The sequence below is a fragment of the Pseudomonas sp. 7-41 genome, assembly GCF_021233075.1.
In the GTDB taxonomy this organism is placed as follows: domain Bacteria; phylum Pseudomonadota; class Gammaproteobacteria; order Pseudomonadales; family Pseudomonadaceae; genus Aquipseudomonas; species Aquipseudomonas veronii.
In genome coordinates this window covers 18,310-36,410 of sequence record NZ_CP089551.1, presented here as the reverse complement: position 1 = coordinate 36,410, position 18,101 = coordinate 18,310, and the positions used below count along the sequence as shown (strand labels likewise).

Here is an 18,101-nt window from a genome sequence, read left to right as displayed (position 1 = left end):
TTACCCCACTTTCACCATGTGCGGTTGCGAGCTGCGCTCGGAAGGCAGGTGATCGAGGTCGCGGCTGACCAGCAGCAGGACTTCTGCCGACGCGTCCGATACCTGGGCCTTGTAGCCGGCAATCGAACGGGCGAAGACGTTGTAGATCACCACCGCGGGAATCGCGGCAACCAGGCCCAGGGCGGTCGCCAGCAAGGCTTCGGCGATGCCGGGAGCGACGACGGCGAGGTTGGTGGTCTGGGTTTTGGCGATGCCGATGAAGCTGTTCATGATGCCCCACACGGTGCCGAACAGACCGACGAACGGCGCGGTGGAACCGATGGTCGCCAGCACGCCGGTGCCGTTGCTCATGTTACGACCGCAGGCTGCCACCAGGCGCTCGAGACGGAACGCCACGCGCTCCTTGATGCCCTCTTTTTCGCGGGTGTTGGCCGACAGGCGCATTTCTTCCAGCGCGTCGTGTACCAGCGTATTGGCCAGGGTGCCCTTCTTGGTCGCCGTTTCGCTGGCTTCCTTGAGGGTGGTGGCCTTTTTCAGGTGGACGATCTCGCTGCGCAGGCGGCGCTTGGCGCCCAGCAGTTCGAAGCCTTTGGCGATCCAGATGGTCCAAGTGATGATCGAGGCGATGGCCAGGCCGATCATCACGGCTTTTACCACCACGTCAGCGTTTTGGTACATGCCCCATGGCGACAGGTCGTGGGCCATGCCAAGGGTGTTGTTTTCTTCCAGCACCACGCCGGGTTCGTCGGCGGTGGCCGGCGCTGCAGCCTGGGCTGGGTCTGTGGCGGCCGGCACCGCAGGGGCGGCGGTGGCATTCTGTTCAGCGGCAGCAGGAGCCGCCGGCGCGGTGGCATCAGCGAATGCGGCGGTCGGTGCCAGCAGTACGCTGAACAGCAGCGCAGCAATCGCACGCCAGGCGCGGGATGGACTGTGAAGTTTGGTTGGCGAAGCGGGGTGTGTATTACGTGTCATGCTGGCCGGACCTGAGAGAAAAAAATGAGTGATCGTCCTTCCAGACCCTGCGAGGTCGAGGACAAATGGGTCGTTATTATTGCAAGTAATTCTTGTTAACAGAAGTAATACAGTAACTTTATTTGTCCTTTTTCTGGCCGCTGGTCTCCTGCGACGGCTAATCTAGACCTTTCAGTACGGAGTTTTGTGATGTCTGCGCCTTCTGTTGTGATTGCCGGTTGTGGCGATGTGGGGAGTCGGCTGGCCAGCCAATTGCTCGCCTCGGAATGGGAGGTTCATGGCCTGCGGCGCGATATTTCGCGCCTGCCCGATGGCGTGATCGGCATTGCCGGTGACCTGTTCAATAAGGATTGCCCTGACACCTGGCCGATCGGCGGGGTGGATTACCTGGTGTATTGCGCGGCGGCGACGGATCACGACGAAGCCGGTTATCGCGCCGCTTATGTGCAAGGGTTGCAGCATGTGTTGGAGTGGTTGAAGGATTACGGCCAGGAGCCCAAGCATCTGCTGTTTGTGTCCAGCAGCAGTGTGTATGGGCAGCAGCAGGGCGAATGGGTCGACGAAACGTCCGAGACCCAGGCAAAAGGCTATTCCGGGCAGGTGATGCTGGAAGCCGAGCAAATCGCGCTGAACAGCGGCATTGCGGCGAGCATCGTGCGCTTGACCGGGATTTACGGGCCGGGCCGCGAGTGGCTGCTGACGCAGGTGCGCCAGGGTTATCGCGTGGCGATCGATCCGCCTTTATATGGCAACCGGATCCACGTCGATGATGCGGCTGGCCTGCTGGCGTTTTTGTTGCGGCATGTGGAGCAGGGCGGTTCGCTGGATCGCATCTATATCGGTGTCGATGACGCACCGGCGCCGTTGGCCGAGGTGGTGGCCTGGTTGCGTGAGTATCTGGGAGTGACGCAATGGTCCGATGACGCCAGTGTGCGCCGCGCCGGGAGCAAGCAATGCAGCAACGCCCGGGCCAAGGCGTTGGGCTGGGTGCCGACGTATCCGAGTTATCGCGAAGGCTACGCGGCCATCCTGAAGGGCTGAGCCGCGGTCAGAAAAGGTGGGAGGGGGTTTGCTTTGTCAGCCACGGTTGTAGTGGCTGATGCACCGCGATCGGGAGCAAGTCGAATCCTCGCAGCGCCCCTCCCACATTCAGGTCTGTGGGATGACGGTTATTGTTTTTCAAGCAGCCACTGGCGTGGCCCCGGTGTAAACGAGGGCACTTCGTCGGCCTGCGAGGTATTGATCGCCTGGAAGATTTCCAGCTGCTTGCCCTTGCGTGCAAAGATCCACGCATTGCCCACGCCGTTGCGTTGCAACCACATGCTGTCGTAGCCGCCGCTCATGGAGGCGCAATCACCCGCCAGGCATAACGAATATCGATCGGCGCCCGGCAGGCCGGCCACTTGGCCGTTGGCCTGGAACTGCACGGTGGCGCCTTCGCCATTGCCGTTGGCGATTTTCCAGTCGCCGCCCATATAAGCGGCGTACAGCGCGCGCTCGAAGTTGGCGCCCAATGGCGCGCCTTCCGGTGCAGGTTCCTTGGCGCGGGCAAACAGCTGTTCGGGCTCGTTGTCGTTGGCCACTTGCAGCAGTTGCCGACCTTTGCGCTTGAGATCGGTGGCGGCGCTGCCGTAGAAGTCGACGCTCCAGGCACCGGGCTTCTCACCGAGCAACTTGCCTTCCGCTACTTCAAAACCGTTGTAGTAGCGGGCCTGCAGGGCCTTGGTGTTGACGTCCCACTCGAGGTTCGGGCCAAAGCTCTGCAGTGCTTCACGCAAAGGGCCGCCCTTGGCTGCCGCGTCGATGGCAACCTGGTTGATCCAGGTGCCGCTCACATCCAGGTCGGCGGGGTTGCTGGCACAGCCGCCGAGCAACAGGGCGAGCAACGAAGAGGCTACAAGCGCTTTGCGCATCATGAAATCCTTTTAAAACGAAGTCGGCGCAGCCTATGGAGGCTGCGCCGGGTGTTTTACTCGATGACCAGAATCGCGTCCATCTCAACCTGTGCGCCCTTTGGCAGGGCAGCAACGCCGATAGCGGCGCGGGCTGGGTAAGGCTGTTCGAAGTACTTGCCCATGATCTCGTTGACCTTGGCGAAGTGGCTCAGGTCGGTGAGGAAGATGTTCAGCTTGACGATGTCCTTGAACGAACCGCCGGCGGCTTCGGCGACCGACTTGAGGTTTTCGAAGACCTGTACGGTTTGTGCTTCGAAGCCTTCAACCAGTTCCATGGTCTTTGGGTCCAGTGGGATCTGGCCGGACATGTAGACGGTGTTGCCCGCCTTGATCGCCTGGGAGTAGGTGCCGATGGCGGCTGGGGCTTTGTCGCTGGTGATAACAGTCTTGGTCATGAATGACTCCTTGTAAGAGGTGGGCTATGCACGCATGCGGGTGATGCGGATTACACCGGTCAAGGCGCGCAGTTTCTTGATCACGCGGGCCAGGTGTACGCGGTCGTGTACGCTGACCACCAGTTGGACCACGCTGATGCGACCATCGCGCTCGTCCATGCTGATTTTCTCGATATTGCCGTCGGCCGCGTTGACGCTGCTGGCCAGCAGGGCGATCAGGCCGCGCTGGTGCTCCAGCTCGACCCGCAGCTCGACGTTGAATTCGCCGGTGACATCCTTGGCCCACGAGAGCTGGATGCATTTTTCCGGGTTGTGGCGGATTTCGCTGATATTGCGGCAGTTGTCCAGGTGGACCACCATGCCTTTGCCCGCCGACAGGTGCCCGACAATCGGGTCGCCCGGGATCGGCGTGCAGCACTTGGCGTAGCTGAGCACCAGGCCCTCGGTGCCGCGAATCGCCAGCGGACCTTCCGGGCTTGGCAATTGCTCGCCTTCGCCGAGCAGGCGACGGGCGACCACATAGGCCATGCGGTTGCCCAGGCCGATGTCTTCCAGCAGGTCTTCGATGGTTTCCTGGCGATACTCGCTGAGCATCGCTTGCACGCGCTCGCCGGGGATTTTCTCGAGGGCGCTGTCGAAGCCGTTGAGCACCTTGTTCAGCAAGCGTTCGCCCAGGCTGATGGACTCGGAGCGGCGCTGCAGTTTCAGGGCGTGGCGAATATGGGTGCGCGCCTTGCCGGTGACCACGAAGTTGAGCCACGCCGGGTTCGGCCGGGCGCCCGGTGCGCTGACGATCTCCACGGTGGAGCCGCTTTGCAGCGGTTCCGACAGCGGGGCCAGGCGCCGGTTGATGCGGCAAGCGATGCAGCTGTTGCCGACATCGGTGTGTACGGCGTAGGCAAAGTCGACGGCCGTGGAGCCTTTGGGCAGCTCCATGATCCGGCCCTTGGGCGTGAACACGTAGACCTCGTCCGGGAACAGGTCGATCTTCACGCTCTCGATGAATTCCAGGGAGTTGCCCGCACGTTGCTGCATTTCCAGCACGCCTTTGACCCACTGGCGCGCGCGGGCGTGGGTGCCTTTGGGCTGCTCGTCGCCGCTGGATTTGTACAGCCAATGGGCGGCGATGCCGTTGTTGGCCATCTCTTCCATTTCCCGGGTGCGGATCTGGATCTCGATCGGCACCCCATGCATACCGAACAGCGTGGTATGCAGCGACTGATAGCCGTTGGCCTTGGGAATGGCGATGTAGTCCTTGAAGCGGCCCGGCAGGGGTTTGTACAAATTATGTACAGCGCCCAATACGCGGTAGCAGGTGTCGACCTTGTCGACGATGATCCGGAACGCATACACGTCCATGATCTCGTTGAAGGCCCGGCGCTTGCCGCGCATCTTCTTGTAGATGCCGTAGATGTGCTTCTGCCGCCCGCTGACCTCGCCCTCGATCTCGTCGATCGCCAGGCAATGGCTCAGCGACTCTTCGATCTTGTTGACGATTTCCTTGCGGTTGCCCCGGGCGCGCTTGACTGCCTGGTAGATGCGCGCCGAACGCATCGGGTGCATGGCCTTGAAGCCGAGGTCTTCGAATTCGATACGAATGGCGTGCATGCCCAGCCGGTTGGCGATGGGCGCGTAGATTTCCAGGGTTTCCTTGGCGATGCGCCGGCGTTTTTCGCCGGACAGCACTTCCAGTGTCCGCATGTTGTGCAGCCGGTCGGCCAGCTTGACCAGGATCACGCGGATATCCCGGGCCATGGCCATTGCCATCTTCTGGAAGTTTTCCGCCTGGGCTTCGGCCTTGGTCTCGAAGTTCATCTGGGTCAGTTTGCTGACCCCATCGACCAGTTCGGCCACGGTTTCGCCAAATTGCGCGCTGAGCGCTTCCTTGGCGATGCCGGTGTCTTCGATCACGTCATGCAGCATCGCGGCCATCAGGCTCTGATGGTCCATGTGCATGTCGGCGAGAATATTGGCCACCGCAAGAGGATGGGTGACATACGCCTCGCCGCTGCGGCGGCGTTGGCCGTCGTGGGCTTGTTCGGCGTAGAAATACGCTCGGCGGACCAGGTTGACCTGGTCTGGGCCGAGGTAGGTCGATAAGCGATCGGCGAGGGCGTCTATGCTCGGCAAAGGATGGACTCCTGCCGCGTGCGTTGACACCGCGCCGTGCTACGTCGACCAGGCATAGGCTTAGACGGCCTCGTTGGACTCGTCCTCGAACGCTGCAAACAGCGGTTCGTCTTCAACGATCTCGGCGTTGGCGATGAACTCGTAGCTCATCAGGCCTTCAGCGATTTCGCGCAGAGCGACAACGGTAGGCTTGTCGTTTTCCCACTGGACCAAGGGCTCTTTGCCGCCAGTGGCCAGTTGACGGGCACGCTTGGTAGAGAGCATGACCAGCTCAAAGCGGTTATCCACGTGTTCTAGGCAGTCTTCAACGGTTACGCGGGCCATGGTATTCCTCGGAGCGAATGCAAGATGCGCGCTGCCCGGTTGGGCGAGCGGACTAAACAGTTTAAAAAATCACCAGCGTTTAGGGAAGCGCTGATTTTTCCCAGGCTCTCGCAAAACCGCTGCAAGTGCCAATGTAAGGCCCTCGCAGCGGTTTTGGGAAGAGCTGATCAACCGAGCAGTTCGGCCAATAACTTGCCGAAACGCTGTTGTTGGCGTTTTTGCTGGAGCTGATTGGCGCGGAAAATCGCCTTCAAATCGTCCAGGGCGTGGGCAAAATCGTCATTGATGATCAGGTAATCGTAGTCGACGTAGTGGCTCATTTCGCTGACGGCTTCACGCATGCGGCCTTCGATGATCGCGTCGCTGTCCTGGCCGCGGTTGGTCAGGCGCTGGTGCAAGGCTTCCAGGGACGGCGGCAGGATGAAGATCGACCGCGCCTTGGGCATCAGCTGGCGCACTTGCTCGGCGCCCTGCCAGTCGATTTCCAGGATCAGGTCGTGGCCTTCGTCCAGGGTCTGTTGCAGGTGGCTTTGCGAGGTGCCGTAGAGGTTGCCGAACACTTCGGCGCGCTCAAGGAAGGCGCCGTGCTCGATCATCTTGACGAACTCGGTGCGCTCGACGAAGTGGTAGTGAACGCCGTTCACCTCGCCCGGGCGCATGGCGCGGGTGGTGTGGGACACCGAGATGCGGATCTGTTCGTCAGCGTCGGTCAGGGCCTTGACCAGGCTGCTCTTGCCCGCGCCCGAGGGGGCGGAAATGATGTAAAGGGTGCCGGTGCTGTGGGTCATGGAAGTTGCCTTACTCAATATTCTGTACTTGTTCGCGCATTTGCTCGATCAACACTTTGAGGTTGACCGCCGCCGTGGTGCTGCGCGGATCGAACGCCTTGGAGCCCAGTGTATTGGCTTCGCGGTTGAGTTCCTGCATCAGGAAATCCAGGCGCCGACCGGCGGCGCCGCCGGACTTGAGCACGCGGCGTACTTCAAGGATGTGGGTGCTCAGGCGATCGAGCTCTTCGGCGACGTCGCTCTTCTGCGCCAACAGGACCATTTCCTGCTCCAGGCGTACCGGATCGAGGTCGGCCTTCATGTCGGCGAAGCGGTCGAGGACCTTCTGGCGCTGGGTCGCGAGCATCTGCGGCACCAGCTCGCGCAAGGTGACCACGTCGGCTTCGATCGCGCTCAGGCGCTCGCTGATCAGGCGGGCCAGCTCGGCGCCTTCGCGCTCGCGGCCGGCCTTGAGTTCCTTCAAACCCTGGGTGAACAAGGCGAGGGCTTCGGCGTTGAGGGCTTGCGGGTCGCTGGCGTCGGCCACCAGCACGCCGGGCCAGGCCAGCACCTCCAGCGGGTTCAGCGCGGCCGGCTGCTTGATCAGGCCGGCGATGGTTTCGGCGGCGGCGACCAGTTGCGCGGCGCGCTCGCGGTCGACCTGCAGCGGTTTGCCGGTGGTTTCCTCGGTAAAGCGCAGGGTGCATTCCAGCTTGCCGCGGGAAATGCCCTGGCGCAGCGCTTCACGTACCGCGCCTTCGAGGTCGCGGAACGATTCCGGCAGGCGCAGGTGCGGCTCCAGGTAGCGGCTGTTGACCGAGCGCAGTTCCCAGCTCAGGGTGCCTTGCGCGCCGGCTTTTTCGACGCGGGCGAAGGCGGTCATGCTGTGCACCATGGAGGTACCTCGCGTTGCAGTCCCGCGATGGCGGGCTGATGGGTAAATTGAAGCCGACAGGCTGCGAAGGCGCAGGAGTGTAGCGCAGTGGGGCGATTGGCCCCAAACCCTGGCACTGACAAAGCACCGCCAGTCGACGATTCGTAACCGAATTTTTTAGACGTGCCCCGAATCGGCTCGCGGCTCTATAATGCTCGGCAGTTTTTCGTCCTCCGTACAGGTATCCCCTATGAAACGTCCAAGTGGTCGCGCTGCCGATCAGCTCCGCTCGATCCGCATCACCCGCAACTACACCAAACACGCCGAGGGATCTGTACTGGTCGAGTTTGGCGATACCAAGGTGATCTGCACCGTCAGCGTCGAAAACGGCGTGCCGCGTTTCCTCAAGGGCCAGGGCCAGGGTTGGTTGACCGCCGAATACGGCATGCTGCCGCGCGCCACCGGCGAGCGTAACCAGCGTGAAGCCAGCCGTGGCAAGCAAGGCGGCCGTACCCTGGAAATCCAGCGCCTGATCGGCCGTTCGCTGCGTGCCGCCCTGGACATGTCCAAGCTGGGCGACGTGACCCTGTACGTCGACTGCGACGTGATCCAGGCCGACGGCGGCACGCGCACTGCCTCCATCACCGGTGCCATGGTTGCGCTGGTCGACGCGTTGAAAGTGATCAAGAAGCGTGGCGGCCTGAAAGCCGGCGACCCGCTCAAGCAGATGATCGCCGCTGTGTCGGTGGGCATGTACCAGGGCGAGCCAGTGCTGGACCTGGATTACCTGGAAGACTCGGCCGCCGAGACCGACCTGAACGTGGTGATGACCAGCACCGGTGGTTTCATCGAAGTGCAGGGCACCGCCGAAGGTGCGCCATTCCAGCCGTCTGAGCTGAATGCCATGCTGGCGCTGGCGCAGAAAGGCATGACCGAGATTTTCGAGCTGCAGAACGCCGCGCTGGCCGACTGAACCGGCTTCAAGGAGAAACGCCATGAGTGACAGTCAATTGCCGGTTCCGGCACCGTCCAAGGAAGTCCGCCAATGGGCGATGTTGTGTCACTTCGCGGCGTTTCTGGGCCTGGTGTTCCCTTTCGGCAGCCTGTTGGGGCCGCTGATCCTGTGGCAGATCAAGAAGGACATGGACCCGCTGATCGATGATCAGGGCAAGGAAGCCCTGAATTTTCAGATCACCGTGGCCATTGCCTGGCTGGTCTGCATGGTGCTGGGGTTCGTGGTGATCGGCTTCCTGTTGATGTTGATCCTGGTGGTCGCGGCGCTGGTGCTGACGATCATTGGCGGGATCAAGGCCAACAACGGCACGGCCTACCGCTACCCATGGACCTGGCGGCTGATCAAGTAGCCAGGCGCGCACAAAAAAACCGACAGCGATGTCGGTTTTTTTTGTGCCTGGGCAAAGACCTCAGATGGTCAGTGTCCAGTCATAGTCCACGATCAGCGGCGCGTGCTGCGAGAAGCGCGGCTGGCGTGGCAGGCGTGCGCTGCGCACAAAACGACGCAGGCCCGGGGTCAGCAGCTGGTAGTCGAAACGCCAGCCCAGGTTGAGCATCTCAGCCTGTTCGTTGTCTGGCCACCAGCTGTACTGGTCGCCTTCGCGGCTGACTTCGCGCAGGGCATCGACATAGCCCATGTTGCCGACAATCTCGTCCATCCAGGCCCGTTCCGGCGCCAGGAAACCCGGGGATTGCTGGCTGTCGCGCCAGTTCTTGATATCCAGCTTCTGTTGCGCCACGTACAGCGAGCCACAATAAATGTACTCGCGACGTTTGCGTCGCTGTTTATCCAGATAACGGGCGAAGTCGTCCATTAGCTTGAACTTCTGGTTCAAGTCTTCATCGCCGTTCTGCCCCGAAGGAAGCAGCAAGGTCGCGATGCTGACCTTGTCGAAATCGGCTTGCAGGTAGCGCCCGTAGCGGTCGGCTGTCTCGAAGCCGAGGCCGCTGATGACCGCCTTGGGTTGCAACCGCGAGTACAAAGCCACGCCACCTTGGGTGGGCACTTCGGCATCGCAGGCATAAAGGAAGTAGCCATCCAGTTGGAAGGCTGGATCGTCCAGTTCAAAGGCGGAGGCGCGGGTGTCCTGCAGGCAGATGACGTCGGCATTCTGGGCTTGCAGCCAACTGAGCAAACCACGCTCGACTGCAGCCTGAATACCATTAACGTTCACACTGATGATCCGCATAAATGGCCCCAAAAATCGCGTGCGTGTATGATACACGCCGTCTACCTAATTAGCTAAATCCGTGGTATCTGAGGCTTTTTTCATGCAGGCGTATCAACGCGATTTCATTCGTTTTGCCATCGATCGCGGGGTTTTGCGCTTCGGTGAGTTCACCCTCAAGTCCGGGCGCACCAGCCCGTATTTCTTCAATGCCGGCTTGTTCAACTCGGGTTCGGCCCTGGCTCAGCTGGGGCGTTTCTACGCGGCTGCCATCGTTGAAAGCGGTATTTCCTTCGACGTTCTGTTCGGTCCGGCCTACAAGGGCATCCCCCTGGCCGCCGCGACGGCCGTGGCGTTGGCCGAACACCATGGGCGCGATCTGCCGTGGTGCTTCAACCGCAAGGAAGCCAAGGCCCATGGCGAAGGCGGCAGCCTGGTGGGCGCTCCGCTCACCGGCAACGTGCTGATCATCGACGACGTGATCACCGCCGGCACCGCCATCCGTGAAGTGATGCAGATCATCGCCTCCCAGGAGGGTGCCAAGGCCGCAGGCGTGCTGATCGCCTTGAACCGCCAGGAGCGTGGCAATGGTGAGTTGTCGGCGATCCAGGAAGTGGAGCGCGATTTCGGCATCCCGGTGGTGAGCATCGTGTCGTTGAACCAGGTGTTGCAGTTCCTGGAAGATGATCCGCAGCTCAAGCAGCACTTGCCGGCAGTACGGGCGTACCGCGAGCAATTCGGCGTCCAGTAAACGCCGCACAACAAAAAGCCCCACCCCCTGTAGGAGCGAGCTTGCTCGCGAAGAACGCCAACGATGACGCGTTTATTCTGGATGAACGCGGCGTCTTTACGTTTTTCGCGAGCAAGCTCGCTCCTACAGGGGGTGGGGCTTTTTGTGTTTAAGGACGCTTGCGGTTGCTGATCAGCGTACCCACACCGGTGTCGGTGAAGATTTCCAGCAGGATCGCATTCGGCACGCGGCCATCAAGGATCAGCGAGCTGCCGACGCCGCCCTGTACCGCTTCCAGCGCACAACGGATCTTCGGCAGCATGCCGCCGTAGATGGTGCCGTCGGCGATCAGCTCGTCCACTTGTTGGGTGGTCAGGCCGGTCAGCACCTTGCCTTGCTTGTCCATCAGGCCGGCGATGTTGGTCAGCAGCATCAGCTTTTCAGCCTTCAGCGCTTCGGCCACTTTGCCTGCAACCAGGTCGGCGTTGATGTTGTAGGACTCGCCGTTGGCGCCCACGCCGATCGGCGCGATGACCGGGATGAAATCACCTTTGACCAGCAGGTTCAGCAAGTCGGTGTTGATACCGATCACTTCGCCCACCTGGCCGATGTCGATGATTTCTGGCTGGGTCATTTCCGGCGTCTGACGGGTTACGGTCAGTTTTTTCGCGCGGATCAGCTCCGCGTCCTTGCCGGTCAGGCCAATCGCGCTGCCGCCGTGGCGGTTGATCAGGTTGACGATGTCTTTGTTCACCTGGCCGCCGAGGACCATCTCCACCACGTCCATGGTCTGCGCGTCAGTGACTCGCATGCCATCGATGAAGTGGCTTTCGATCGACAGGCGCTTGAGCAGGTCGCCGATCTGCGGGCCGCCGCCGTGGACCACCACCGGGTTGATCCCCACGGCTTTCATCAACACGATATCGCGGGCAAAGCCGGTTTTCAGCTCGTCGCTTTCCATGGCATTGCCGCCGTATTTGATCACCAGCGTCTTGCCGACGTAGCGTCGAATGTAGGGCAACGCTTCGGACAGGACCTTGGCGGTGTTGGCAGCGGCTTCGCGTTCGAGGGTCATTCAGGGCTCCGGTGCAAAAAAATCAGAACGGTAATTGGAGATCAGGGGCAACACGTTTCAACTGGACGTGGAACACGTCCTTGATGCGCTGCAACTCAGCCTCGGTATCCGCCTCGAAACGCAGCACCAGCACCGGTGTGGTGTTGGACGCGCGAACCAGGCCCCAGCCTTTGGCGTAATCGACTCGCACACCATCAATGGAGGTCAGGTTGGCGCCTTCGCCCCATTGCGCATCGTGCAATGCGTCAATGATGCTGAATTTGCTCTCTTCGGTCACATGGATATTGATCTCTGGCGTAGAAATATCATTCGGGAAGGTCTGAAACAGCTCCTGTGCCGTGGATTTTTCCTTGCTGAGGATCTCCAGCAGACGAGCGGCGCTGTAAATGCCGTCGTCAAACCCGAACCAACGCTCCTTGAAGAACACGTGGCCGCTCATTTCGCCGGCCAGCAGCGCGCCGGTTTCCTTCATTTTCTTTTTGATCAACGAGTGACCGGTCTTCCACATCAGCGGGCGACCGCCATATTCCTTGATCAGCGGCGTCAGGCGACGGGTGCATTTTACGTCGAAGATGATTTCGGCATTCGGGTTGCGCGCCACCACATCACGGGCGAACAGCATCAGCAGGCGGTCGGCGAACACGTTTTCGCCGGTGTTGGTCACCACGCCCACGCGGTCACCGTCGCCGTCAAAGGCCAGGCCGACGTCGGCCCCGGTTTCCTTGACCTTGGCGATCAGGTCCACCAGGTTTTCAGGCTTGCCCGGGTCTGGATGGTGGTTGGGGAAGTTGCCGTCGACGTCGCAGAACAACGGCACCACTTCGCAGTTCAGGGCTTCGAGCAGTTGCGGGGCGATCACGCCGGCCGCGCCGTTGCCGCAGTCCACCACCACTTTCAGGCGGCGCGCGAGTTTGACGTCGCCGGTGATTTCGTCGGAGTAGCGCTGAAGAATGTCGACCTTGGTGATGCTGCCTTTGCCGCTGGTCAGGTCGTTGGTTTTCAAGCGTGTGTGCAGGGCCTGGATCTGTTCGTTGGCCAGGGTGTCGCCGGCGATGACGATCTTGAAGCCGTTGTAGTCCGACGGGTTGTGGCTGCCGGTGAGCATCACCCCGGATTTGCCGGCCAGCACGTTGGCGGCGTAGTACAGCGCCGGGGTCGGCACCAGGCCGACGTCGCTGACATGGCAACCGCTGTCGGCCAGGCCCTGGATCAATTGCTCCACCAGCTCGGGACCGGACAGGCGACCGTCACGGCCGACCGAAACGTTCGGTTCGTCCTGGGCCAGGCTTTGGGCGCCGATGGCGCGGCCAATCCAGTAGGCGGTTTCGGCGGTCAGGGTCTTGGGCACCACGCCACGGATGTCATAGGCGCGGAAGATGCTGTCGGGGAAGGTCGGGGCTACTCGGGCGGCGGTACTCATCGCGGGGGGAAACTCCATCTGAAAGAGACAAGGCTGGCCTTAATGTGGCTGACCGGCAGGCTTAAACTGAAGGGTATGACGGCGTTTTCGGTGCAGAGTTCGTGGTGCAAAAAGGCCATCGGAGCATCCGCTCCGCGCTTATGTTTGCGTAATGCATTGATTTTACTTGGAAAATGTCGCTCGTCAGGTCCGCGCATTCTTCATCCTGAAAGGCCATGCGGTGGCATCTAACCGGGCCGGACGGTAGCGTCCGCCCCGGTTTGGTGTGGTCAGTGACTGCCGGAATGCCCAAAACCGCCTGCGCCGCGTTGGGTTGCGTCGAATTCCTGTACCAGTTCGAAGTGCGCCTGCACCACCGGCACCAGCACCAGCTGCGCGATGCGCTCGCCGACGACGATGTTGAAGGCGGTCTGGCCGCGGTTCCAGCACGACACCATCAGCTCGCCCTGGTAGTCCGAGTCGATCAGGCCGACCAGGTTGCCCAGCACGATGCCGTGCTTATGGCCGAGGCCCGAGCGCGGCAGAATCAGCGCCGCCAGGCCCGGGTCGCCGACATAGATCGACAGGCCGGTCGGAATCAGCAGGGTCTGGCCCGGTTCGAGGACGGTGTCTTCCTTGAGCATGGCGCGCAGGTCCAGGCCGGCGGAGCCCGGTGTGGCATAGGCCGGCAGGGGGAAGTCGGTGCCGATGCGGGGGTCGAGGATCTTGGCTTGCAAAGCGTGCATGTAAATTAAACCTGGTTCAGCCGTTGGGCGATAAAAGAGATCAGTTGGCGGGCAATCTTGCCCTTGCTGGTCTGGGCGAAAAGGGTGGCGTGCAGGTCGCGATCGATCACGCTGCAGGCGTTTTCCTCACTGTTGAAGCCGATGCTTGGGTTGGCGACATCATTGGCAACGATCAGGTCGAGGTTTTTGTCTTTCAATTTGCGTGCGGCGTAGTCCAGCAGGTGCTCGGTCTCGGCGGCGAAACCGACGCTGAACGGACGGTCCGGGCGGCTGGCGATGGTGGCCAGGATGTCCGGGTTACGCACCATTTGCAGGAGCAGGCCGTCGCCGCTGGTAGGGTCTTTCTTGAGCTTTTGCGGGGCGACGACTTCCGGGCGGTAATCCGCAACCGCTGCCGAGGCGATAAACAGGTCGCAGGGAATGGCCGCCTCACAGGCCGCCAACATGTCCCGGGCGCTGACCACGTCGATCCGGGTGACACGATCGGGCGTCGGCAAATGCACCGGGCCGGTGATGAGGGTCACGCGCGCGCCTGCCTCGACCGCCGCTTCAGCCAGGGCAAAGCCCATTTTTCCTGAGCTATGGTTGGTGATGTAGCGCACCGGGTCGATGTTTTCCTGGGTCGGGCCGGCGGTGATCAACACGTGCTTGCCAGTCAGGGCCAGGTGCTGGAAGCACTCGGCGGCGCACAGTGCCAGGTCGGTGGCTTCGAGCATGCGGCCCATGCCGACGTCGCCGCAGGCCTGGCTGCCGGAGGCCGGGCCGAACACCTTGAGGCCACGGCTTTGCAGGAGCTGCGTGTTGGCTTGGGTGGCCGGGTCGCGCCACATGGCCTGGTTCATGGCCGGGGCGATGGCGACAGTGGCGTCGGTGGCCAGGACCAGCGTTGTCAGCAAGTCATCGGCGATGCCTTGCGCCAGGCGGGCGATCAGGTCGGCGGTGGCCGGGGCGATCAGCACCAGGTCGGCCCATTTGGCCAGTTCGATATGGCCCATGGCGGCTTCGGCGGCCGGGTCCAGCAGGTCCAGGTGAACCGGGTGGCCGGACAAGGCCTGCATGGTCAGCGGGGTGATGAACTCGCTGCCGCCGCGGGTCATGACCACGCGCACTTCGGCGCCCTGGTCGAGAAGCCTGCGAACCAGCTCTGCGCTCTTGTAGGCGGCAATGCCGCCGCCGACGCCGAGAACGATGCGTTTCCGATACAGACGCTGCATTGGTTTGCCTTTCCAGTTCAGTGAAGCCAGTTCAGTGACGCCTGCGATGCCCCCTCCCCAGGTGAAATCGCATGCAAAAAAGAGGGCCTACGATAACACAGCGTCCGCCAGGCAACAGCGGCGCACATGCACAGGGAGGCGGGATGAGTATTCGTGATTGGCCGGTGGCCGAGCGGCCGCGGGAGAAGCTTTTGGAATGGGGGGCCGCAACGCTGTCCGACGCCGAACTGTTGGCTATCTTCCTGCGCACCGGTGTGGCCGGGCGGAGCGCGGTGGACCTGGCGCGGCATCTGTTGGCGCAGTTCGGTGGCCTGCGCCCGCTGCTGGAGGCCAGCCAGATGCTGTTCAGCCAGCAGTTGGGGCTGGGGCCGGCGAAGTTTGCCCAACTGCAGGCGGTGCTGGAAATGTCCCGGCGCCACTTGGCCGAACAACTGCGCAGTGACTCGGTGCTGGAAAGCCCGGTCGCTGTGCGTGACTACCTCAAGGCGCTGTTGCGCCATGAGCCTCACGAGATTTTCGGCTGCCTGTTTCTCGATTCAAAGCATCGGGTGCTGGGGTTCGAGGCGTTGTTCCAGGGCACCATCGACGCCACCGTGGTTTACCCGCGGCAAGTGGTCAAGCGCGCCCTGGCGTATAACGCGGCGGCGTTGATCCTGTGCCACAACCATCCCTCGGGGAGTGTGGAGCCGAGTGCGGCTGATCGAAAATTGACCAAAATTCTGCAAAAAGCCTTGGAAGTGGTGGATGTACGGGTGCTGGATCACATCATCGTGGGCGATGGTGATCCATTGTCGATGGCGGAATACGGGTGGATGTAGGAGGGGCAGCAGTTGCAAGGTTGCAGCTGCAAGCCTCAAGGGGGCTTGCAGCTTGCAGCTCAGGGCTTGACGCTGACTTTCGAAAAGTCCTGCCGCCCAAACGGGCTCACCTGGTACCCCTCGACATTCTTGCGGGTCAGGGCGAACGCCATCGGGTGCGCCAGCGGCAGCCACAGGGCCTGCTGTTGGATCTGCGCCTGGGCCTGTTGATACAGCTTGCTGCGCACCCCTTGCTCGCTGGTGGTCTTGCCGGCGCTGATGAGCTTGTCCAGGGCCGGGTCGCAATAGCGGGCGAAGTTGGTGCCGGATTTCACTGCCGCGCAGGAGAACTGCGGAGTCAGGAAGTTATCCGGGTCGCCGTTGTCGCCGGCCCAGCCCATGAACAGCAGGTCGTGTTCGCCGGCCTTGGCGCGGCGGATCAGCTCGCCCCATTCGATCACGCGGATCTCGGCCTGGATGCCGACCTCGGCCAGGTCCGCCTGCAGCAGTTGCGCGCCGAGGTTGGGGTTGGGGTTCAGCAGGCTGCCGGTGGGGCGTGTCCAGATCGTGGTCTTGAAGCCGTCCTTGAGCCCGGCGCGCTCCAGCAGCAGCTTGGCCTTGGCGATGTCCTGTGGATAACCCGGCAACTCCTTGGCATAGCTCCACGTGTTGGGCGGGTAGGGGCCGTTGGCGGCTTCGGCGGTGCCTTCGAACACGGCTTTGAGGTAGCTGTCCTTGTCGAAGGCCAGGTTGATCGCCTGGCGCACTTCGGGCTTGTCCAGCGGTGGGTGCTGGCTGTTGATCGCGACGAATGCAGTCATGAATGCTGCGGTTTTTTCTATTTTGAGTGCGGGATCTTTCTCGGCTTCGCCCACATCCAGGGGTTTGGGCGACAGTGCGATCTGGCATTCGTCGCGGTGCAGTTTCTGCAGGCGCACGTTCGCATCCGGGGTGATGGCGAAGATCAAGTTATCCACAGCCGGTTTGCCGGCGAAATAATCCGGGTTGGCTTTGTAGCGCACCACGGCGTCTTTCTGGAATCGCGTGAAGATGAACGGGCCGGTGCCGATGGGCTGGCTGTTGAGCTTCTCCGGGGTGCCGGCCTTGAGCAGCTTGTCGGCGTACTCGGCCGGGTAGATCGAGGCAAAACCCATGCTCAACGCGGCGAGGAAGGTCGAGTCGGGGTGATCGAGGGTGAAGCGCACGGTCAGCGGGTCAAGGGCGTCGATCTTCTTGATCAGTGCGGGCAATTGCAGCGACTGGGCATGGGGGAAGCCGCTCTGGGCGATCTTGTGCCATGGGTTGGCCGGATCGAGCATGCGCTCGAAGCTGAAGCGGACATCCTCGGCGGTCAGGGTGCGGCTCGGGGTGAAATAGTCGGTGCGGTGGAATTTTACGTTGGGGTGCAACTGGAAGGTGTAGGTCAGGCCGTCCGGCGACACTTCCCAGCTGTCCGCCAGGCTTGGCACCAGCTTGCCGCTGGCTGCGTCATAGTTCACCAGGCTGTTCATCAGCACGTCGGCCGAGGCGTTGGTGGTGGTCAGCGAGTTGTACTGCACTACGTCAAACCCTTCGGGACTGGCTTCGGTACACACGCTCAGATTGGTGGCCGCCAAGGCCTGCGGCGCGATAAACAGAGGGGCTAGCAAAAGCGGTAGGGCAGCGAGGCGCATGTTCGGTTTCCTGTGCAGATCGAAGGCCCATCTGCGAGTGCAGTCTGGAAAAGTCCTACCGTAGTGGTCTGATTGATAAATGACTAGTCCATTTTTGCCTGTGCTTTTGGCTCAAATGCTGTTTTGATGGCGCCTCAGCGCGTTTCGCCTTGTACTTTTTGGTACTTGCGGGCGTTGTAAATCATTCTGTGCGACGAGCGGTCGGCTATTGCAGCGGCCCCTCCTGGCAACGGTTCGGCCATCTGTCGCCGAGATTTACGCCGGTAAAAACACACGGGCTGTTGTTGCACTTGGGTCTTTCTGGTATAAAGCAGCGCTCTTTTCTAGGGGCCCGGTTCCTTCGCTTGTAGGTGTAGCCGGTAAGACCCTAAAGAAACGCGGCGCCTGGCGCCAAATGACTGAGAGATTAAGCGGCCAACCCATGCCGGGTTGGGCATGTGGTTTTAGAGGGCTGAGGCATGTCGAGAGTCTGTCAAGTTACCGGTAAGGGTCCGGTGACTGGGAATAACATTTCCCACGCAAATAACAAAACCCGTCGTCGTTTCCTGCCGAACCTGCAGCATCACCGCTTCTGGGTTGAAGAAGAGAAACGTTTTGTGCGTCTGCGCGTATCTGCCAAAGGCATGCGCATTATCGACAAGCGTGGCATCACTGTCGTGCTGGCCGAAATCCGCGCCGCTGGCAAGATCTAAGGAGCTCTATCATGCGTGAATTGATTCGAATGATCTCTAGCGCCGGTACTGGTCACTTCTACACTACCGACAAGAACAAGCGTACTACCCCGGACAAGCTCGAAAAGAAAATGTTCGACCCGCGCGTTCGCAAGCACGTGATCTACAAAGAAGGCAAAATCAAGTAATTGATTTT

At 61.3% G+C, this 18,101-nt stretch carries 19 protein-coding genes and 1 pseudogene; 7 read left to right on the top strand and 13 right to left on the bottom strand.

Going from position 1 to position 18,101, the window contains the following annotated elements; genetic code table 11:
* The gene (gene exbB, locus LQ249_RS00185) at positions 1-972 is read right to left on the bottom strand and encodes a tonB-system energizer ExbB (protein WP_046381643.1); all 972 of its coding nucleotides are present in this window, start codon (positions 970-972) and stop codon (positions 1-3) included.
* Positions 973-1,161: 189 nt separating this feature from the next.
* Here exbB and LQ249_RS00180 point away from each other — a divergent pair, with 189 nt between their 5' ends.
* On the top strand, positions 1,162-2,013 hold the full coding sequence (locus LQ249_RS00180; RefSeq protein ID WP_046381644.1) for an SDR family oxidoreductase: 852 nt from the start codon (positions 1,162-1,164) through the stop codon (positions 2,011-2,013).
* A 128-nt stretch (positions 2,014-2,141) separates the two neighbouring features.
* On the opposite strand, the gene LQ249_RS00175 is transcribed toward LQ249_RS00180, so the two are convergent.
* From LQ249_RS00175 to LQ249_RS00150, 6 genes are all read right to left on the bottom strand, one after another.
* Positions 2,142-2,885, bottom strand: coding sequence for a hypothetical protein (locus tag LQ249_RS00175; protein ID WP_017846061.1), 744 nt, complete (start codon positions 2,883-2,885; stop codon positions 2,142-2,144).
* A gap of 56 nt (positions 2,886-2,941) precedes the next feature.
* Complete coding sequence (locus tag LQ249_RS00170) at positions 2,942-3,322, bottom strand: RidA family protein (protein WP_003176922.1); 381 nt, start codon at positions 3,320-3,322, stop codon at positions 2,942-2,944.
* A 24-nt stretch (positions 3,323-3,346) separates the two neighbouring features.
* Complete coding sequence (spoT, locus tag LQ249_RS00165) at positions 3,347-5,452, bottom strand: bifunctional GTP diphosphokinase/guanosine-3',5'-bis pyrophosphate 3'-pyrophosphohydrolase (protein ID WP_017846060.1); 2,106 nt, start codon at positions 5,450-5,452, stop codon at positions 3,347-3,349.
* A gap of 60 nt (positions 5,453-5,512) precedes the next feature.
* Positions 5,513-5,776 carry a DNA-directed RNA polymerase subunit omega gene (gene rpoZ / locus LQ249_RS00160; RefSeq protein WP_003176920.1) on the bottom strand — a complete coding sequence of 88 codons (264 nt, stop codon included), beginning with the start codon at positions 5,774-5,776 and terminating at the stop codon, positions 5,513-5,515.
* A gap of 167 nt (positions 5,777-5,943) precedes the next feature.
* On the bottom strand, positions 5,944-6,564 hold the full coding sequence (gene gmk, locus LQ249_RS00155; protein ID WP_017846059.1) for a guanylate kinase: 621 nt from the start codon (positions 6,562-6,564) through the stop codon (positions 5,944-5,946).
* 10 nt (positions 6,565-6,574) lie between these two features.
* The gene (locus LQ249_RS00150; protein WP_017846058.1) at positions 6,575-7,438 is read right to left on the bottom strand and encodes a YicC/YloC family endoribonuclease; all 864 of its coding nucleotides are present in this window, start codon (positions 7,436-7,438) and stop codon (positions 6,575-6,577) included.
* A 229-nt stretch (positions 7,439-7,667) separates the two neighbouring features.
* Between LQ249_RS00150 and rph the strand changes: the two genes are divergently transcribed.
* Complete coding sequence (rph, locus tag LQ249_RS00145) at positions 7,668-8,390, top strand: ribonuclease PH (protein ID WP_046381645.1); 723 nt, start codon at positions 7,668-7,670, stop codon at positions 8,388-8,390.
* A 22-nt stretch (positions 8,391-8,412) separates the two neighbouring features.
* Positions 8,413-8,781 (top strand): DUF4870 domain-containing protein, encoded by a 369-nt coding sequence (locus tag LQ249_RS00140; protein ID WP_017846057.1) that lies wholly within the window; start codon positions 8,413-8,415, stop codon positions 8,779-8,781.
* A gap of 60 nt (positions 8,782-8,841) precedes the next feature.
* Here LQ249_RS00140 and LQ249_RS00135 read toward each other — a convergent pair whose 3' ends face one another.
* Positions 8,842-9,621: an exodeoxyribonuclease III gene (locus LQ249_RS00135; RefSeq protein ID WP_003195493.1), complete on the bottom strand. Its 780-nt coding sequence runs from the start codon at positions 9,619-9,621 to the stop codon at positions 8,842-8,844.
* An 82-nt stretch (positions 9,622-9,703) separates the two neighbouring features.
* Between LQ249_RS00135 and pyrE the strand changes: the two genes are divergently transcribed.
* Complete coding sequence (pyrE, locus tag LQ249_RS00130) at positions 9,704-10,351, top strand: orotate phosphoribosyltransferase (RefSeq protein WP_017846056.1); 648 nt, start codon at positions 9,704-9,706, stop codon at positions 10,349-10,351.
* 148 nt (positions 10,352-10,499) lie between these two features.
* Here pyrE and argB read toward each other — a convergent pair whose 3' ends face one another.
* The 4 genes and pseudogenes from argB to coaBC form a co-directional block, all read right to left on the bottom strand.
* Positions 10,500-11,405: an acetylglutamate kinase gene (gene argB / locus LQ249_RS00125; protein WP_017846055.1), complete on the bottom strand. Its 906-nt coding sequence runs from the start codon at positions 11,403-11,405 to the stop codon at positions 10,500-10,502.
* Between the two features lie 22 nt (positions 11,406-11,427).
* A pseudogene (locus tag LQ249_RS00120) lies at positions 11,428-12,852 on the bottom strand (phosphomannomutase/phosphoglucomutase); the annotation flags it as partial.
* A gap of 242 nt (positions 12,853-13,094) precedes the next feature.
* Entirely contained in the window at positions 13,095-13,550 is a 456-nt protein-coding gene (dut, locus tag LQ249_RS00115) for a dUTP diphosphatase (RefSeq protein WP_017846053.1), read from the bottom strand.
* A 5-nt stretch (positions 13,551-13,555) separates the two neighbouring features.
* Positions 13,556-14,764 (bottom strand): bifunctional phosphopantothenoylcysteine decarboxylase/phosphopantothenate--cysteine ligase CoaBC, encoded by a 1,209-nt coding sequence (gene coaBC, locus LQ249_RS00110; protein ID WP_017846052.1) that lies wholly within the window; start codon positions 14,762-14,764, stop codon positions 13,556-13,558.
* A 143-nt stretch (positions 14,765-14,907) separates the two neighbouring features.
* Between coaBC and radC the strand changes: the two genes are divergently transcribed.
* Entirely contained in the window at positions 14,908-15,582 is a 675-nt protein-coding gene (radC, locus tag LQ249_RS00105) for a RadC family protein (RefSeq protein ID WP_232566097.1), read from the top strand.
* Between the two features lie 59 nt (positions 15,583-15,641).
* On the opposite strand, the gene LQ249_RS00100 is transcribed toward radC, so the two are convergent.
* Positions 15,642-17,234, bottom strand: coding sequence for an ABC transporter substrate-binding protein (locus LQ249_RS00100; RefSeq protein ID WP_046381647.1), 1,593 nt, complete (start codon positions 17,232-17,234; stop codon positions 15,642-15,644).
* A 458-nt stretch (positions 17,235-17,692) separates the two neighbouring features.
* Between LQ249_RS00100 and rpmB the strand changes: the two genes are divergently transcribed.
* Both rpmB and rpmG read left to right on the top strand, forming a co-directional pair.
* Positions 17,693-17,926 (top strand): 50S ribosomal protein L28, encoded by a 234-nt coding sequence (gene rpmB / locus LQ249_RS00095; RefSeq protein ID WP_003176907.1) that lies wholly within the window; start codon positions 17,693-17,695, stop codon positions 17,924-17,926.
* 11 nt (positions 17,927-17,937) lie between these two features.
* Complete coding sequence (rpmG, locus tag LQ249_RS00090) at positions 17,938-18,093, top strand: 50S ribosomal protein L33 (RefSeq protein ID WP_003176906.1); 156 nt, start codon at positions 17,938-17,940, stop codon at positions 18,091-18,093.
* Positions 18,094-18,101: the final 8 nt, after the last annotated feature.

Bases quoted from the DNA above. Each gene is read 5' to 3' on its own strand.
- exbB (WP_046381643.1), bottom strand. From the start codon at position 972: ATGACACGTAATACACACCCCGCTTCGCCAACCAAACTTCACAGTCCA.
- LQ249_RS00180 (WP_046381644.1), top strand. From the start codon at position 1,162: ATGTCTGCGCCTTCTGTTGTGATTGCCGGTTGTGGCGATGTGGGGAGT.
- LQ249_RS00175 (WP_017846061.1), bottom strand. From the start codon at position 2,885: ATGCGCAAAGCGCTTGTAGCCTCTTCGTTGCTCGCCCTGTTGCTCGGC.
- LQ249_RS00170 (WP_003176922.1), bottom strand. From the start codon at position 3,322: ATGACCAAGACTGTTATCACCAGCGACAAAGCCCCAGCCGCCATCGGC.
- rpoZ (WP_003176920.1), bottom strand. From the start codon at position 5,776: ATGGCCCGCGTAACCGTTGAAGACTGCCTAGAACACGTGGATAACCGC.
- gmk (WP_017846059.1), bottom strand. From the start codon at position 6,564: ATGACCCACAGCACCGGCACCCTTTACATCATTTCCGCCCCCTCGGGC.
- LQ249_RS00150 (WP_017846058.1), bottom strand. From the start codon at position 7,438: ATGGTGCACAGCATGACCGCCTTCGCCCGCGTCGAAAAAGCCGGCGCG.
- rph (WP_046381645.1), top strand. From the start codon at position 7,668: ATGAAACGTCCAAGTGGTCGCGCTGCCGATCAGCTCCGCTCGATCCGC.
- LQ249_RS00140 (WP_017846057.1), top strand. From the start codon at position 8,413: ATGAGTGACAGTCAATTGCCGGTTCCGGCACCGTCCAAGGAAGTCCGC.
- LQ249_RS00135 (WP_003195493.1), bottom strand. From the start codon at position 9,621: ATGCGGATCATCAGTGTGAACGTTAATGGTATTCAGGCTGCAGTCGAG.
- pyrE (WP_017846056.1), top strand. From the start codon at position 9,704: ATGCAGGCGTATCAACGCGATTTCATTCGTTTTGCCATCGATCGCGGG.
- argB (WP_017846055.1), bottom strand. From the start codon at position 11,405: ATGACCCTCGAACGCGAAGCCGCTGCCAACACCGCCAAGGTCCTGTCC.
- dut (WP_017846053.1), bottom strand. From the start codon at position 13,550: ATGCACGCTTTGCAAGCCAAGATCCTCGACCCCCGCATCGGCACCGAC.
- coaBC (WP_017846052.1), bottom strand. From the start codon at position 14,764: ATGCAGCGTCTGTATCGGAAACGCATCGTTCTCGGCGTCGGCGGCGGC.
- radC (WP_232566097.1), top strand. From the start codon at position 14,908: ATGAGTATTCGTGATTGGCCGGTGGCCGAGCGGCCGCGGGAGAAGCTT.
- LQ249_RS00100 (WP_046381647.1), bottom strand. From the start codon at position 17,234: ATGCGCCTCGCTGCCCTACCGCTTTTGCTAGCCCCTCTGTTTATCGCG.
- rpmB (WP_003176907.1), top strand. From the start codon at position 17,693: ATGTCGAGAGTCTGTCAAGTTACCGGTAAGGGTCCGGTGACTGGGAAT.
- rpmG (WP_003176906.1), top strand. From the start codon at position 17,938: ATGCGTGAATTGATTCGAATGATCTCTAGCGCCGGTACTGGTCACTTC.